The organism is Limnothrix sp. CMB-01, from assembly GCF_055193175.1.
Map to the genome: position 1 here is coordinate 634,557 of NZ_CM143720.1, position 15,442 is coordinate 649,998.

The 15,442-nt window shown below is 58.3% G+C and carries 12 protein-coding genes; 8 read left to right on the top strand and 4 right to left on the bottom strand.

Features of this window, described 5'->3' with window-relative positions:
* The first annotated feature begins 310 nt into the window (after positions 1–310).
* Positions 311–1,369 carry an agenet domain-containing protein gene (locus ACZA91_RS02635; protein ID WP_463184539.1) on the top strand — a complete coding sequence of 353 codons (1,059 nt, stop codon included), beginning with the start codon at positions 311–313 and terminating at the stop codon, positions 1,367–1,369.
* 225 nt (positions 1,370–1,594) lie between these two features.
* On the opposite strand, the gene ACZA91_RS02640 is transcribed toward ACZA91_RS02635, so the two are convergent.
* The gene (locus ACZA91_RS02640; protein WP_190353914.1) at positions 1,595–3,199 is read right to left on the bottom strand and encodes a glucose-6-phosphate isomerase; all 1,605 of its coding nucleotides are present in this window, start codon (positions 3,197–3,199) and stop codon (positions 1,595–1,597) included.
* Positions 3,200–3,401: 202 nt separating this feature from the next.
* Between ACZA91_RS02640 and ACZA91_RS02645 the strand changes: the two genes are divergently transcribed.
* The 6 genes from ACZA91_RS02645 to fldA all read left to right on the top strand — a co-directional run bounded on the left by ACZA91_RS02645 (position 3,402) and on the right by fldA (position 10,924).
* On the top strand, positions 3,402–4,559 hold the full coding sequence (locus ACZA91_RS02645; RefSeq protein ID WP_463184541.1) for a GUN4 domain-containing protein: 1,158 nt from the start codon (positions 3,402–3,404) through the stop codon (positions 4,557–4,559).
* Between the two features lie 129 nt (positions 4,560–4,688).
* Positions 4,689–5,819, top strand: coding sequence for a branched-chain amino acid ABC transporter permease (locus ACZA91_RS02650; protein ID WP_190531602.1), 1,131 nt, complete (start codon positions 4,689–4,691; stop codon positions 5,817–5,819).
* A 107-nt stretch (positions 5,820–5,926) separates the two neighbouring features.
* The gene (locus ACZA91_RS02655) at positions 5,927–7,105 is read left to right on the top strand and encodes a DUF58 domain-containing protein (protein ID WP_463184542.1); all 1,179 of its coding nucleotides are present in this window, start codon (positions 5,927–5,929) and stop codon (positions 7,103–7,105) included.
* Positions 7,106–7,451: 346 nt separating this feature from the next.
* Positions 7,452–8,522: a chlorophyll a/b binding light-harvesting protein gene (locus ACZA91_RS02660; RefSeq protein WP_463184544.1), complete on the top strand. Its 1,071-nt coding sequence runs from the start codon at positions 7,452–7,454 to the stop codon at positions 8,520–8,522.
* Complete coding sequence (locus ACZA91_RS02665) at positions 8,519–10,024, top strand: chlorophyll a/b binding light-harvesting protein (RefSeq protein WP_463184545.1); 1,506 nt, start codon at positions 8,519–8,521, stop codon at positions 10,022–10,024. Before ACZA91_RS02660 ends, ACZA91_RS02665 begins: the two co-directional genes overlap by 4 nt.
* A 387-nt stretch (positions 10,025–10,411) precedes the next feature.
* On the top strand, positions 10,412–10,924 hold the full coding sequence (fldA, locus tag ACZA91_RS02670) for a flavodoxin FldA (RefSeq protein WP_099533419.1): 513 nt from the start codon (positions 10,412–10,414) through the stop codon (positions 10,922–10,924).
* A 51-nt stretch (positions 10,925–10,975) separates the two neighbouring features.
* Here fldA and ACZA91_RS02675 read toward each other — a convergent pair whose 3' ends face one another.
* From ACZA91_RS02675 to mrdA, 3 genes are all read right to left on the bottom strand, one after another.
* A complete protein-coding gene (locus tag ACZA91_RS02675; RefSeq protein ID WP_463184547.1) occupies positions 10,976–11,725 on the bottom strand; it encodes a glycerophosphodiester phosphodiesterase in 750 nt (249 codons plus the stop codon).
* Positions 11,726–11,798: 73 nt separating this feature from the next.
* A complete protein-coding gene (gene lipA, locus ACZA91_RS02680) occupies positions 11,799–12,725 on the bottom strand; it encodes a lipoyl synthase (RefSeq protein WP_190353921.1) in 927 nt (308 codons plus the stop codon).
* 210 nt (positions 12,726–12,935) lie between these two features.
* The gene (gene mrdA, locus ACZA91_RS02685; protein ID WP_463184550.1) at positions 12,936–14,792 is read right to left on the bottom strand and encodes a penicillin-binding protein 2; all 1,857 of its coding nucleotides are present in this window, start codon (positions 14,790–14,792) and stop codon (positions 12,936–12,938) included.
* A 339-nt stretch (positions 14,793–15,131) separates the two neighbouring features.
* On the opposite strand from mrdA, the gene ACZA91_RS02690 reads away from it, so the two are divergent.
* Positions 15,132–15,269 carry a hypothetical protein gene (locus ACZA91_RS02690; RefSeq protein WP_158234438.1) on the top strand — a complete coding sequence of 46 codons (138 nt, stop codon included), beginning with the start codon at positions 15,132–15,134 and terminating at the stop codon, positions 15,267–15,269.
* Positions 15,270–15,442: the final 173 nt, after the last annotated feature.

The following is a 15,442-nucleotide window of genomic DNA, read 5'->3' on the forward strand; positions in this document are numbered from 1 at the left end:
CAGGGATCAAGCAGAGATCAAGGAAAGATCACATGGAAAGCGAGCCAAATTCTGAAAACCAGGGCGATCGCTCGGTGGCCGGGATCATCCTCTGGCAACCCAAAACCGAACTGGGCCCGTGGTCAGATCCCAAACGCCAGGATTAAGATGGGCCCGATGTGCGGAGGATGGCTCGATCGCGCCCCAATTGCCCCTCAATTGCGCCGCCCGATCGCGATTGTCCTAAGTTCAAGGGCGGCCAAGAGCCGTTCGATCGAACCCAGTCGTAGCCTTATCCTCCCCACAGCATCCTCCTAGAATGCCCTTGACCATGGAATGGAATCCCGAAACAACTTGGATCTTTGCGGTGGGTTTGCTGGAGTGGCAAGACTCAGAAGCCTTCGCCCCTTTTCCTGATGCTGTTCCCAATCGATCGGACGCGCAGTTAGTGGAATTTTTCCGCAACCAAGGTGTGCCTCAATCCCAAATTATTTATCTTCAGGATCGTCAGGCCACCCTCTCCGCCATTCAATCTAAACTGCCGGATTTTTTGGCCAGCACCGATGAAAATGCCCTCTTAATGCTCTACTTTGCTGGTCATGGCGGCTGGGATTCCGAATCGGGAGAACATTATTTTTATAACTATGATGCCGATGCGGAAGATACGGAAACCTATTGGAAAGTGTCCAGCATCTTTGATGATATTGAAGAAAACTTCAATGGTTCCCATGCCTTGCTGATGGCGGACTGTTGCTTCTCTGGGGGACTGATTGATGAAGCCAAACGGCGGGAAAGCGAAATTGCTTACGCCTGTGTGACCTCTGCCTATGCCCACAACACTTCAACGGGCGCTTGGACTTTTACGGCTTCTTTGCTGAAGGGATTACAAGGAGATCCCACGGTTGATTTGGATGAAGATCGGGTGATTACGCTCTATGATTTTGCCCGCTACACGGAATTGGAAGTGGCATTCATTGAAGACCAAAAATCAATGTTTTTCACAACTCATGATTTTGATCCCCAAATGCAACTGTCACGAGTTACCGATCAGTTTGATCCCCAATTGGGCCGCCGGGTGGAGGTGGAATATGAGGAGGATTGGTATCGGGCAAAAATTGTGGAGGTGAGCGATTCAGACGGCGATCCGCAATACCGAGTGCAATACGTGGTGGATCAGTCAGAAGAGTGGGTCACGCCCGATCGCATCCGTCCCTACGAACCGGTGATGTATGACCTGGGAACGGCGGTGGAGGTGCAGGATGAGGCGGGCGATTGGTATCCCGCAACAATCAAAAAGGCTTGGTATGGCCTGCACCATATTAGCTATGACGACTACGACGAAAATTGGGATGAGTGGGTGGGGCCCGATCGCCTGCGAGAACCGGAATAGGGCAGCGGGGCGCATGGTTGCATCAAGCCAAATTGGGAATCGATCGCCCAAAAAATCGGGGTAGGTTTGCATCTACCCCGACTCGCTTTTGGACATTAGTTGGGTATTAGTTGAACATTGGTTTGGACATTAATTTTGGACATTAATGTAAACCGGGAAATGGTTGAATGGCGATTGAATTCCGGCAACCGCAAACTCAGCAATGGATCAAGATTTCCCCAACACCTATTTCCAAGACACCTTCAGGCTGGCCGGTTGTCCAGGATTACCCACCAGCACCGGGCCGCGCCCATTGGCCGCCAAGTGCCGCAGGATCCAATAGATCGTTTCCACCTGCTCGATCGCCCCCACCTGCGTTGCCAACTCCGCAATCAACAGGGGTTCTCCCGCGTCTTGCAAGACCGACACCAGCCGCTTTTGCAGGGCCAAGATGTTGGCGGCGGCTTTTTTGCCGGCCTCAACGCCCGGTTGGTGATAGGCATTGATGTTCACCAGGGAGGCATAGAAGCTCACGGCCCGTTCGTAGAGCGCAATTAGGGCCCCCACAATGCGCTCGCTGACGCGGGGAACCGTAATGGTGATTGACTCTCGATCGTTGTCGTAGAGCGCTTGGCGCGTGCCTTGCAATAGCCCACTGAGGTAATCGCCGGACTCGATCGCCCCGTCTTCCACCACCACGCCCGAGCCGCCATCTTCCAGCACTTCAATCAGGGTGGCGAAAAAGTTGGGAACCCCTTCGCGCAACTGCTGCACGTAGGCATGTTGGTCGGTGCTGCCCTTGTTGCCATACACGGCAATGCCCTGATAGACCAAGTTGCCATCCAGGTCGCGTTCCTTGCCCAAGGATTCCATCACCAACTGCTGGAGATAGCGCGAAAACAGCAGTAGCCGGTCTTTGTAAGGCAAAACCACCATGTCTTTTTCGCCCTTGCCTCGGCCCACGGAATACCAACAGAGGGCCAACAGGGCGGCGGGGTTGGTTTTTAGGTTGCGGTCTCGGGTGGCCTGATCCATCATTTGCGCGCCCAAGAGCATTTCTCGAATTTGGATCCCTTGGAGCGCCGCTGGCAACAGCCCCACCGCCGACAGTTCCGAGGTGCGGCCGCCGACCCAATCAAACATCGGGAATCGATCGAGCCAGCCTTCCGCGATCGCCCGTTGATCCAAGGCGCTGCCCTCACAGGTAATGGCCACAAAGTTGCGGTGATAGGGCAAACCGGCTTGGCCAAATTCCGCTTGAATTTCCACCATGCCGTTGCGGGTTTCGGGTGTGCCGCCGGACTTGGAGATGATCAGCACCAGGGTTGTGGCTAGGCGATCGCGCAGGGGGGAGCCGCCCGTGCTCTTGGACAGAATTCGATCGATGCCGTCGGGGTCGGTGTTGTCCACAAAGTGAATGGCCAAGGGCGGCTGATTGGGAGCCAAGGCCTCCGCCACGAACTGCGGCCCCAGGGCCGAACCGCCAATCCCGATCGACAACACATCCGTAAAAGGCTGACCGTTGGCCGTGAGCTGGCCGTTGTGGATGGCCGCCGTGAAGGTTTCGAGGCGGTCAAGGGTGTTGATGATGTCGTCTCGCAATTCCGGTGTTGGGGCCAAGTCCGGTTGCCGCAGCCAATAGTGACCCACCATCCGTTGTTCGTCGGGATTGGCGATCGCCCCCGATTCCAGAGCGGTCATGTCCCCAAACGCTTTCGCCAACTTGGGTTGCATCTGAGCCACAAATGCATCATCGAACCGCATCCGGCTCACGTCCAGATACAGCCCCAAGCCCTCGTGATAGTAGAGCCAGTCTTGGTAACGCTGCCACAATGACGCAGTGCCGGTCATAAACACTCCTTCTTATCGTCTTTTTATCGTCCCGATCGCGCCTTGAGTGTAGCCCAGCTCCTACCCCCGATCACGGTAACGATTGCATCAGACACCGGCCCCCCTGCGTCTGGGCCGAGAGCGCAGTTCCCGACAGTGCCAACCGGCTGAGTAGAATAGGGGCGGCAGTAGCATCCCCCTGCCCTCACCCCCCTTTTGACCCATGGCTGCTGTGCGTTGTCCTATCTGTTCCACTGAGTTGTCAGACACCGAAGTGCTGTGCCCAACCTGTGGTTGGGATAATTCCCCGTTACCGGAGGCGCTGGTGGGCACGGGGAGCGATCGGGCGACCATTGCCCTGTTGCGGGCCCGCGACCAGGTGCGCACCACTTGGGCCCGGGAGTTTTGGCAGCGATTAAATTTGGATGCCAAGTTAAACCACATTGAAGGCCAACTGAAACGGGCCCGCCAGGAGCGATCGCACCTGTATTTGGAACTAACACAACTACAAGAATCGCAAAAACTGCTGCTCCAAACCCTTTCGCCGGAATGGTTGGAAACGCTGCAACAGCTTCAGGGTCAGCTCCAGCAACAAATCCAAGCCCTGAAACAGGGTGCGGGGCCCCAAAGGTCACCACAGAGGGGATCACCACAGACAGGATCGCCCCAGGCAGGATCCCCGACACAATCCCATCCGATCGGGTCGGGATCCGATCCCTTGCCGTTTGATTTGGGCCCCTTGGACACGGCCGCCCTGCAAGACACGGGCAATCCAAGTTCGGCGGTCAATCCTGACCCAACCGTGGCAAGTCCCGATCGCAACGAAAATCCTTTCCACTTGCCAGAACATCGCCCTTCTGCCCCCATGCCGCCGGCCCACGGGCTACCCACGGAGGAAGAGGTGACCATTTTGCAGTTTGTGATGCCCTCGCCGGGGCCAACTCCGGCCCCGGTCGATCGCTACGGGCGGCTGTCCCAGTTGTTGGAAGCGCAAAAGTGGCTGGAGGCCGATCGAGAAACCACTCGAATCATGCTGAAGGTGGTGGGCCGCGAGGGGGCCAGTTGGTTGCGGGTGGAAGACATTGAGCAATTTCCCAAGGGCGATTTAACCGAGATCGATCGCCTCTGGACCATCCACAGCAACAATCACTTTGGCTTCCGCATTCAGTACGACATTTGGCTAGAGGTCACCAGCCAAACGGCCAGCCCCGTGGAGGCTTGGTGTCGGTTTGGCGATCGCCTGGGTTGGACCAGCCAAAAGAGCCGTAACTTCAGCCTCAGCGCCCCGGCAGGCCATTTGCCTTACTGTTCTGCCGTGGGGGTTTGGTGGTGTTCGGGTTTGTTTCCTCAGGTGGTGAATGCGGCCTTGGGCAGCGCCTAAGCCAACCCTTGCCCGCCAGGCGAAATCAGCGCCTAAACCAATGCCTAAACCATCGATCCATCAGCTCCCTGCCCTACAATGGGGCGTGAAATTTGGGCTATTCCTACGCTGAGGCTCGATCGCGCCCCCATGATTGCTTACCTCACCTCACTGATTATCTTTTCAGGCATCTTTGCCCTCTTTGGTCTGGGTCTGAATTTGCAATGGGGTCTCACGGGCTTAATTAATTTTGGCCATGTGGCCTTCATGACCATTGGGGCCTACACCACCATTCTGCTGTCGCTTCAAGGTTGGCCGATTGTGCTGGCGGTGGCGATCGGGGCGGGGTTGGCGGCTCTGCTGGGCCTGTTGGTGGGCATTTCCACCCTGCGCCTGCGGGAAGATTACCTGGCGATCGTCACGATCGGGGTGTCGGAGGTGGTGCGGCTGGTGGCTTTGAATGAAGAGTGGCTGACCCGAGGCGCAAGGGGCGTTTATGGCTACCCGCTGCCCTTGGCCCAAGTGCCGGACGCACCTTGGGTGGCTCCGGTGGCGATCGCCCTTTGGACGGGCATCTTTGGGGCAGCGGGTTGGTCCCTGTGGCGTTGGTTCCGGCAGGCCTTGCGATCGCGCCAACAGGCCGCCCAAGGACAAGTCACCGGCACAACCCAACAGCCCCCCTCCAAGGGTCGCCTGGTGTTGGGTGGCATCTCGGCCCTACTGGGGCTGCTGCTCTATGGCTGTGGGGCGATCGCCCTTTGGGATTTCAACTACAAAGGCGGCTTGATGTTGCTGGTGGTGGCCGTCTTGGGTCTGGTCTATTGGCAACTGGAACAACTGGGCCGATCGCCCTGGGGCCGGGTGCTCAAGGCAATCCGCGAAGACGAAGAAATCGCGCGGGCCTTGGGCAAAAACGTGTTTTGGTACAAACTGCAATCCCTGATGTTGGGCGGCGCGATCGCGGGGGTCGCTGGTTCCTTCTATGCCTGGAATCTCACTTTCATTAACCCCGATGGCTTCATTCCGCTGATGACCTTCCAAGCTTGGACGATCGTGGTTTTGGGCGGCGCGGGAAACAATGCGGGCACACTGTTGGGTTCTGTCCTGTTTTGGGGATACACCACCCTCACCCGGTTTGTGTTGCCGGCCCTGTTGCCCTTGGATGATGCCCGCTTGGGCGCTTTCCGGTTGATGGTCATTGGGCTGATTTTGGTGGTGCTGATGATGTGGCGGCCCCAGGGCATTTTGGGCAAGAAGGAAGAGCTGACCCTCGGCCAATAGGCGGCTCTGGCGATTCAGGGCGATCGCCCTATGATGGGTTAATCAACAGTGCAAGTGATCTCCAGAGTCCAAGCTGCGATCGCAAGGCCCTGATCCCCCTTTCAATCATGTTCAAACTGCTGGCAACGGTGCGCCATCGCTGGGTTATGTGGCTGATGGGCTGGGAGACCCGTTTGGTGAGTCCTTCGTTTCAGGGGGCTTTGCTGGGCGCGATCGCCCTGTTTCTGTTTGGGGCGGCCACCAACGCCATGGCCGGCTGGCTCTACGTGATGAGTGGGGTGCTGTTGGCGCTGATGTTGGTGGCGGCGGTGCTGACGGCGCGATCGCTCGGGGGCCTGAGCGCCAGCCGATCGCCCATTCAACCGATCAGCGTTGATGATTTGGCCGTGGTGGAATGCCGGATCACCAACCATGCCCGATCGGCCCGCTCCCTGTTGCAATGGGTCGATCGGCCACCGGCCCCCCTGCCCGTTGCCAGCGGCTCGATCGCCCTGATTCCCGCCCAAGGCAGCATCACCATCCAGGCCCGATTCCGGGCCCAGCGGCGCGGCATCTACCGTTGGCCGAGTCTCACCTTGCGATCGGGTGCGCCCTTCGGCCTGTTTTGGCGACAACAGCCGATCGCTGCACCGGCCAAGTTGGTGGTTTATCCTCGAGTTTGGCCCCTGGCCCAATGCCCGATCGTGGATTGGATGGGCGAAGGGGATGCCCAAAACGCAGCGGGCGATCGCGCCTTACGTTTGGGAACCGAAGGCCTCACCCGCTCCCTGCGGCCCTACCGTTGGGGCGACTCCACCCGGCTCATTCATTGGCGCAGCAGTGCCCGGTTTGGGGAGCTTCAGGTGCGCGAATTGGAAACCGCCGCCACGGGGCCCGATCTGATTGTGGCCCTCGATAGTGCGATTGCCTGGGATCCCGAAGACTTTGAGCAGGCCGTGGAAGCGGCCGCCTCCATGTATGTCTATGCCAGCCGCTGTTACCTCGATCCCTTCCTTTGGACGGCGGCCACGGGGTTGGTGCGAGGGCGACAGGTGGTGTTGGAAACCCTGGCCGGAACCCAAGCCGGGGAGCTAGCTGAACATGAACCGCCTTCCCGGGCCGTGCTGTGGCTCACTTCAGCGGTCGATCGGGTCAGTCAATTGCCCGATCGCAGCCGTTGGTTGTTGTGGTTACCCCCCGGCAGTGAGTTGACAGGCAGCCTGCTCGGTCGCCAGTCCCAAGGCCGCGTCATCTCGCGCGATCGCCCAATTTCTGAGCAATTGCAGGCCGGTAACCATCCGCTTTAACCCAACGGTTTTCGCTCAACGGTTTTCGCTCAACCGTTCGCATCATTGACTCTTGATTGGGCGTGCGGCCGTACGCCCCTACTTCAGGCTGCCCGGAGCATCGGTTGAAACCGGCGCGACGAAACGGGGCGATCGTCAGCCGTTGGATCTCTAGCCGTTGGATCTCCAGCCGTTGGACTTGCTTGTTCAAATCTTATTGAAAATTATTCTTGACATTTTCCAAATCTTGATTCAGGCTTTATTGCTATAAAGTTTCAATAAAGGTTCGAGAGTTACTCGAATCTGCACCGAATGGCGCATACCTGCAAAAACTGCAAACGCTGCAAGCTGTTGTTGGGAACTTCCTATGACTGTCACCACCACGCCGCCACAGACGGCGATCGCGATTCCTTGGTGGGCGGGGAATGCCCGCCTGACGGAACTGTCGGGACGATTGTTGGGGGCCCATGTGGCCCATGCGGGACTGATCGTGCTTTGGGCGGGGGCAATGACCCTGTTTGAGGTCTCCCGCTGCGATCTGAGTCGGCCGCTGTATGAGCAAGGCTTGATTTTGTTGCCGAACCTGGCCCGGTTGGGTTGGGGCTTGGGCAACAACGGGGCGATCGCCCAAACCGATGATTGGTTTGCGATCGGGGCGATTCATCTGATCAGCGCCGCCTTCCTGGGGGCGGGCGGTTTGTTCCATGCCCTCAAGGGGCCCGAACGGCTCGATCGCACCGGCTTTTTCAATTACCGCTGGGATGATGCCAACAAAATGACCCAAATTCTGGGCATTCACCTGGTGTTGCTCGGGTTGGGTGCTTGGCTGCTGGTGCTGAAGGCCACCACCTTTGGCGGTCTTTACGATCCGGCGGCGGGCCGTGTCCAGTTGGTCAGCGACCTGAACTGGGATTTGGGGCAAATCCTCGGCTACTTCTTTGGGGCCGGCGGTCGCTACTGGCTGGCTAGCGTCAATGACTTGCCCACGATCGTCGGGGCCCATGCTTGGTTGGGCGCAATCCTGATCGGTGGCGGTCTCTGGCACATCGTTTCGGAGCCGTCCGCAGCCGTGAAGCGCCTGTTTATTTGGTCGGGCGAGGCCTATTTGTCCTACAGCCTGGGGGCGCTGGCCCTGATGGCCTTTGTGGCCACCCTGTTTGTGTCCGTGAATGCCGTCGCCTTCCCTGAGGCATTCTTTGGCCCCAGGTTGCAAATCGGGTTCGATCGCGTGCCCTATTTCTTCAGCCCCGATGGCGCTTTGACCTCCCGCGTTTGGTTGGCCAATGCCCATTTCTGGCTCGGATTCTTTTTCCTGCAAGGGCACATTTTCCACGCCCTGCAAGCGGCCGGCGTGCGGTTTGGCTTTGGGCAAACCACTCCGGCCACTCCTAACACCGCTGATTCCTCTACCCAATCGACCCAGGAGGCTGCTGCATGAGCGCTGTGATCTCTCGGACGGCGGCCCCCACGATGCCACAGTTGGGCTGGTGGGCCGGAAACGGTCGGTTTGTGAACCTGTCGGGCAAGCTGCTGGGGGCCCATGTGGCCCATGCGGGGCTGATTGTGCTCTGGGCGGGGGCCATGACCCTGTTTGAGCTGTCTCGCTACGACGCGAGCCAACCGATGGGGACTCAGGGGCTGATTCTGTTGCCCCACTTGGCCACCTTGGGGTTTGGCTTGGGGCCCGATGGGGCGATCGCTGACACCTATCCCTATTTGGTGGTGGGCATGTTGCACCTGGTCAGTGCAGCAGTGTTGGGAGCTGGCGGCATCTATCACGCCGTGCTGGGCCCCGAGGTGCTGCCGACCGATCGCGCCAACTTCAGTGGCTTCTTTGGCTACGACTGGCGCGACAAGGACAAAATGACCACGATTATTGGCATTCACCTGTTGCTGTTGGGATCGGGGGCCTTCCTGTTGGTGACCAAGGCCATGGCCTGGGGCGGTCTCTATGACCCGGCGATCGGTTCCGTGCGCTTGGTTGAGCATCCCACCCTGGAGTTCGGCACGATTTGGGGTTATCTAGTCGGAGCCCACGGCAGCCAAGGGATGGCGGCGATCGATAACCTCGAAGACCTGGTGGGCGGCCATGTGTGGGTCGGCGGTCTCTGCATCGCGGGCGGCCTCTGGCACATCCTCAGCCGTCCTTGGCTCTGGGTGGAGCGGGTGTTCTATTGGACGGGAGAAGCCTACCTGTCCTACAGCTTGGGAGCCTTGGCCTATATGGGCTTCTTCGCCGCCTACTTTGTGTCGGTGAATGATTTTGCCTATCCCGAAGTGTTCTATGGGCCTCTGGGCATCGTCACCCAGGACGGCACGGTAACCGCTCGGGGCTGGCTCGCAACTTTCCACTTTGTGTTTGCGATCCTGTTTTTGGCGGGGCATTTGTGGCACGCCCTGCGGGTGCGGGCGGAGGCCGTGGGCTTCAAGTTCGGCAGCGATAGCTTTGTCCGGCCCGGTGGCGGCTCCCCGGAAGCAGGCACTTTGGACACACCCGTCAGCGCTTCCGATGTGACCCTGGCCCTGGTGCAATACCTGCCGATCTATCGTCCGAACCTGTCGCCCCTGTCGCGGGGTCTGGAAATTGGCATGGCCCACGGCTACTTCCTGGTGGGGCCGTTCATCAAGCTGGGGCCGATGCGATCGAGCCAATCGGCGGAACTGGTGGGGCTGATTGCCACCATGGGGCTGCTGTTGATCTTGTCTCTGTGCCTGTCGCTCTATGGAGCCGTGACCTTCCCGAATCGGGGCGATCGCTCCCTGGATCAGTTCCGAGGCATGGCCAAGGCCGTGAGCGCAAATGCGGCTGTGCTGCCCGAAAACCTGCGGACGGCGGACGGCTGGAGCCAGTTCAGCGCCATGTTCTTGGTAGGCGGCATGGGCGGCGCAATCTTTGCCTTCCTGCTGTTGACCCAGGGGGCGGGCCTGTTGGCGCTCTAGGCGATCCGCGACCAGCCTGATTGGCCAGCATCGTTCAAACCGTTTTTTGAGTTTTTGATCCAAAAGTCAGTCATTTACAGAAATCGAAATCGGTCATGGAGGGCTGATTACGAGGACTGGGGGGATTCGGGGCCACTCCGTCGCTGGGGGTGGCGATCGATCCCCTTTTTTCTGGTTGGGTGGGCATTTTCAGTTTATTAAAACTCTTTCTCAATTAAGAAAAGCTTGCTATGCTGCTATTGCTTATTTATTGAGAGTTAATTTCATTAGATAAGCTTTTGAGGGTCAATCGCCAGTAACCAGCAGTGCATGGCGATCGCCCCTGAAGCGAGATCGGTACTCGGCCGGCCGACCTCAACAACCTCAACCTTTCAACGAATCGAACCTATGGCAACGATCGGACTGTTCTACGGCACGCAAACGGGCAACACGGAATCCTTGGCTGAAAAAATTCAAGCGGCCCTGGGCGGCGATTCCGTGGTGGATTTGCACGATGTGGCGGATGCCAGCGTCGAAGACTTTGCGCCCTACAACTACCTGATTGTGGGCTGCCCTACCTGGAACATCGGCGAACTCCAAAGCGACTGGGATGGCCTCTACGGAGAGCTAGACGACATCAGCTTCGCGGGCAAAAAGGTGGCCTATTTTGGTCCCGGCGACCAGGTGGGCTACGCGGACAATTTCCAAGACGCGATGGGACTGCTTGAGGAAAAAATCGCCAGCCTGGGCGGCCAAACCGTGGGCATGTGGCCGATCGCGGGCTATGACTTCAGCGAATCCAAGGCCCAACGGGGCGATCGGTTCGTGGGGTTGGCGCTGGATGAAGATAACCAACCGGACTTGACCGATGAGCGAATTGCCACTTGGGTGGCCCAGATTAAGCGCGAATTTGGCCTGTAATTGGGCCAGTTGGGCCCTGAAATTCTGGGGTTCCCGTTGGGCGCTGGTGAGCTATTGACCGTCCGAGCCGATCGGGCTAGGAGCCGCCGCAGCCAGCCGATCGAACCGGGCCCGATCGGGAGCATTGGTGATCACGCCATCCACCCCCAAGCTCAGGGCCCGCGCCATTTCGATGGGATCGTCCACTGTCCAAACCCACAGGGCCGCCTGCCGCGATCGCGCCAGAGCCACCGCTTCGGGGGTGAGCTGGCCATGGTGCAACGACACCACCGCCACCGCCCCCAATTCTCGATCGAGCGCGGCCCAATCCAGCGGGTCAGCCGCAATCGGGCCCAAGGGCAACTCAGGCGCGATCGCCCGCACCCGTTGCAGCATTGCCCAATTAAAAGACGTGAGCGTGACCTGTACTTGGGGAAACGCCCTCAACAAAGCCACCACGGCTTCCGGTAGTTGGCGTTCCTGGCCATGGCACTTCAGCTCCAAATTCAGGGCCACCCGATCGCCCACTTGGGCCAACACCGCCGCCAGGGTCGGAATCCGGGTTCCCGCAAACCGGGGACTAAGCCAGGATCCCACCTCCAATTGGGCTAAGTCCGCAGCGGTCAGTTGATGGCTGGGGCGATCGACCCCGGCTAACCGCCGCAAGTTTGTGTCATGGAGCACCGCCAACATGCCGTCCGCCAGCTCCTGCACATCCAGCTCGATCGCATCAACCCGGTCAGCGATCGCCTGTTCGATCGCCACCCAGGTATTTTCGGGAGCGATCGCGGAACTGCCCCGATGGGCAATGAGCTGCGCCATGGTTCTGGAGCGAAAGGATTCAAGTTAAGGATTCAATTTGAGGATTCAATTTGAGGAATCCGTTAACCGTTGCCTAGCCGACGGAAAGCGCCTCAGCAGACTGCGGGCGCGATCGGGGATAACGTTCCATCAGCGATCGCACCTGTTCTGCATGGTAGGAACTGCGGGTCAGCGGCGAAGAAACCACCTGCAAAAAGCCCATGGCTTCCCCGGCTACCCGCCAAGCTTCAAACTGCTCCGGAGTCACAAAAGACTGCACCGGCAAATGCTTAGGCGAAGGCTGGAGATATTGGCCGAGGGTCAAAATATCGCAATCCACCGATCGCAGGTCGGCCATGGCTTGTTCCACTTCCGCCGCCGTTTCCCCCAACCCAACCATGATTCCAGATTTGGTATACAGCCAAGGGGCAAGGGTTTTGGCACGTTGCAATAGTTCCAATGTGCGTTGATAGTCCCCTTGGGGGCGCACCCGGCGATAAAGACGGGCGATCGTTTCCGTGTTATGGTTCAGCACCTCCGGCCCCGCCGACAGGATAATATCCAGCGCCGCCCAGTTACCGCAGAGATCCGGAATCAACACCTCGATCGTGGTTCCCGGCGAGGCCGATCGCACGGCTGCAATGCATTGGCGAAACTGATCCGCCCCGCCGTCGGGCAAATCATCCCGATTCACCGATGTAATCACCACATGGTTCAGCCGCATCCGGCGCACCGCTTCCGCCAGCCGCGTTGGTTCCGTGGGATCCAGGGCCTTGGGCTTCTTCTCAAAGTCAATGTCGCAGTAGGGACAAGCGCGGGTGCAGGCGGGCCCCATGATTAGAAACGTGGCCGTTCCGGCATTGAAGCACTCGCCAATGTTGGGGCAGGAGGCTTCTTCACAGACCGTGTTCAGGGCCAAGTCCCGCAAAATATCTTTGACATTGCCCACGCGCTCCCACTGAGGAGCCTTGACGCGGAGCCATTCAGGTTTTTGGGCGATCGGGTTGGAGTTTGGGTTCACGAGTAGTCCGGTTGGGTTTCACCCAGTTTTGGGGCACTGATTCATTATTGATTAATTAACACTAATCAATTAGGGCTAATCAATTAGAGCTAATCAGTTAGGGCTAATTCACAAATTCACATCGCTTCCGCGCCCAAGGGAACGGCACAACCCCGTGGGCGGGACTGCCTCAACCGGTTTCTTAGCCGATCGGCCTTGGATTCCCAATGGCTAATCCTGAGATTGGCGATTGTTGCCGGTGGGCTGGTTGGCCGTTGAGGCTTGGGCGGTGTTGGATTTGCCCTTTTGGGGTTGGCGAGCCTTAGCAAAATAGGCATCAATCACCGATCGGGCAACGGGGCCGGCCACCTTGCTGCCACCGCCACCATTTTCCAAAAACGCCACCACCACGATCTCCGGTTTTTCATAGGGCGCATAGGCCCCAAACCAAGCATGGGTTTCCCGGGGCGGATCTTCCGCCGTGCCGCTCTTGCCTGCCACCGACACCGTGCCATTCAGGGCTTTGCCCGTACCCGCCGTTACCACACTGCGCAGGGATTTCCGCAACAGTTCCAAGGTGCTGGGTTTCAAACCCAAAGACTCCCGCTGAATCGGCGTGGACTGCACCAACCGGGGCTGCACCCGATAGCCCCCATTGGCCACGGCTGAAAACATGACCGCCACTTGCAGGGGGGACGCTTGCACGTAGCCTTGCCCGATCGAGGCATTGACTGTATCTACCCGATGCCAACGTCCCAAGTCATTTTTCCGCTTCCATTCATCACTGGGAATCAGTCCCCTGGCTTCCTCAAATCGCAGTTCAATGCCCGTTGGTGAGCTAAAGCCCAACTTCCGGGCCCAAGTGACCAGGTTTTTTTCGCCCGCCCGCAGGCCCGCTTGCCCAAAGAAGGTGTTGCTGCTCATGGCCATGGCACTGATGAAGCTCATGGGGCCAAAGCCGGATTTGTTCCAATCCCAAACCCGAGTACCATCCACGGGCAAATAGGCATAGGTGGGCAGAACAGCATCGGGCGGGAGCTTGCCCGACTCCACCGCCGCCACGGTGGTCACCACCTTGAAGGTACTGGCGGGGGGATAGGCCTGCAAAGCTCGGTTCACGAAGGGATGGCGACGCTTTTGCAGGGCTTGCCAAGTGCGTTGGTCAATCTTGCGGGTGAAGATATTGGGGTCAAATCGGGGTTCGCTGGCCAGGGCCAACACTTCGCCAGTTTTGGGGTTCATGACCACCACGGCCCCGTTGCGTCCCCCCAAGGCCGATTCCGAAGCCCGCTGCAAGTCCACATCTAAGCTGAGGTGGATATCTTCACCGGGTCGAGCGGGGCGATCGTCCAGAATGTTGATCAGGTTGCCCTTGCCGTCAATTTCTACCCGACCGCTACCGGGCTGGCCCCGCAGGGTAAATTCCAGGGATTTTTCAAGGCCCATTTTGCCCACAATGTCGCCATAGCGATAGCCTTTGGCGGATTTTTGGGCCCGAAATCGGTTGCCTTCCAGTTCTTCCTTGCTGATTTCGCCGATGTAGCCCAAGACGTGGGCGGCCGTTTCACCGTAGGGATAGGAGCGGCTGGTTTCCCGTTCAATTTGCACCCCTTGCAGATCCACGCCATATTCCCGCAACCGCACGACCTCTTCGGGTTTCACGTTGTGCTGAACGGGAATCAGAAAGCGAGACTCAAAATCTAGATGATCGGCCCGGGCCTGGAGATCGTCTTCTGAAATATTGAGGGTGGTGGCGAGGATATTTCGCAGTCGGGGCCAGTTGGGCCGGTTAACCGCTGTGCGCCAAACGGAAACGGAGTGGGTGAGCTGGTTACCCGCGAGCAGGTTGCCGTTGCGATCGAGCAGGTTGCCCCGGCTAGGAATTTTGGGGATGGTTTGAATGCGGTTGCGCTCGGCCCGGGCCCGCAGGGCCTCACCTTCCATGAGCTGGAGATGCACTAGGCGCTGAGCCAGTCCCCCAAAGATCAACAGGGAAACCACACCCATCAAAATCCAACCTTGATTTGATTGCCCGATGGTGCGGCCATCGGTGTTGAGGCGATCGTACAGCGGTTGTAACAGCGTCATAGGATGATCGGCCGATGGAAAGAGGGAGCAAGGGGAAAAATCCCAAGCGGACAACAATCAGCAAGCGCAAGAGCAGTTAGCGATCGAACCAACAGGTGCAGGTCATGGGCCAACTGGTCTAGCTCTGAGCATCAACGCATAGGCTCGGGGTCAATGGCTCGGGGTCAATGGCTCGGGGCGATCGCACAGGGAAGAAGCAACGGGACGGGAAAAACAAAACCAGGAACAAGGCAACCCTTGGAATCCCAAAAATTAGGCTTTTGGAGATTCGATCGGGGGTTTGCTGATGGGCGGCGGGCGCTTAAGTGACCCATTGATGAGGGTTTCTGTTTGTCACCCATGCCCAATCGGCCGTCGCCCAATACTTTACCGGAAATTCTGAGGGTGACCAAACCAGTTTTGGGCATTTGGCGCGATCGGGTTCCGCAAAGACCTGATGGCACGCTGTTTTGTGGCTTGGGGCGCAGGGCTGATTAGGGATTCTGATGATTTGATGACATTAGGCTCGAAATTTTGAACCTGGGATTCTGATGATTTGATGACATCAGGCTCAAAATCTTGAGCAACTGACTGAATTGAGCCTCATGAGCTTCATGAATAGACCTCTTGCATTAATCAAGACCCTCACCCTAAATCCCTCTCCCAAGTCG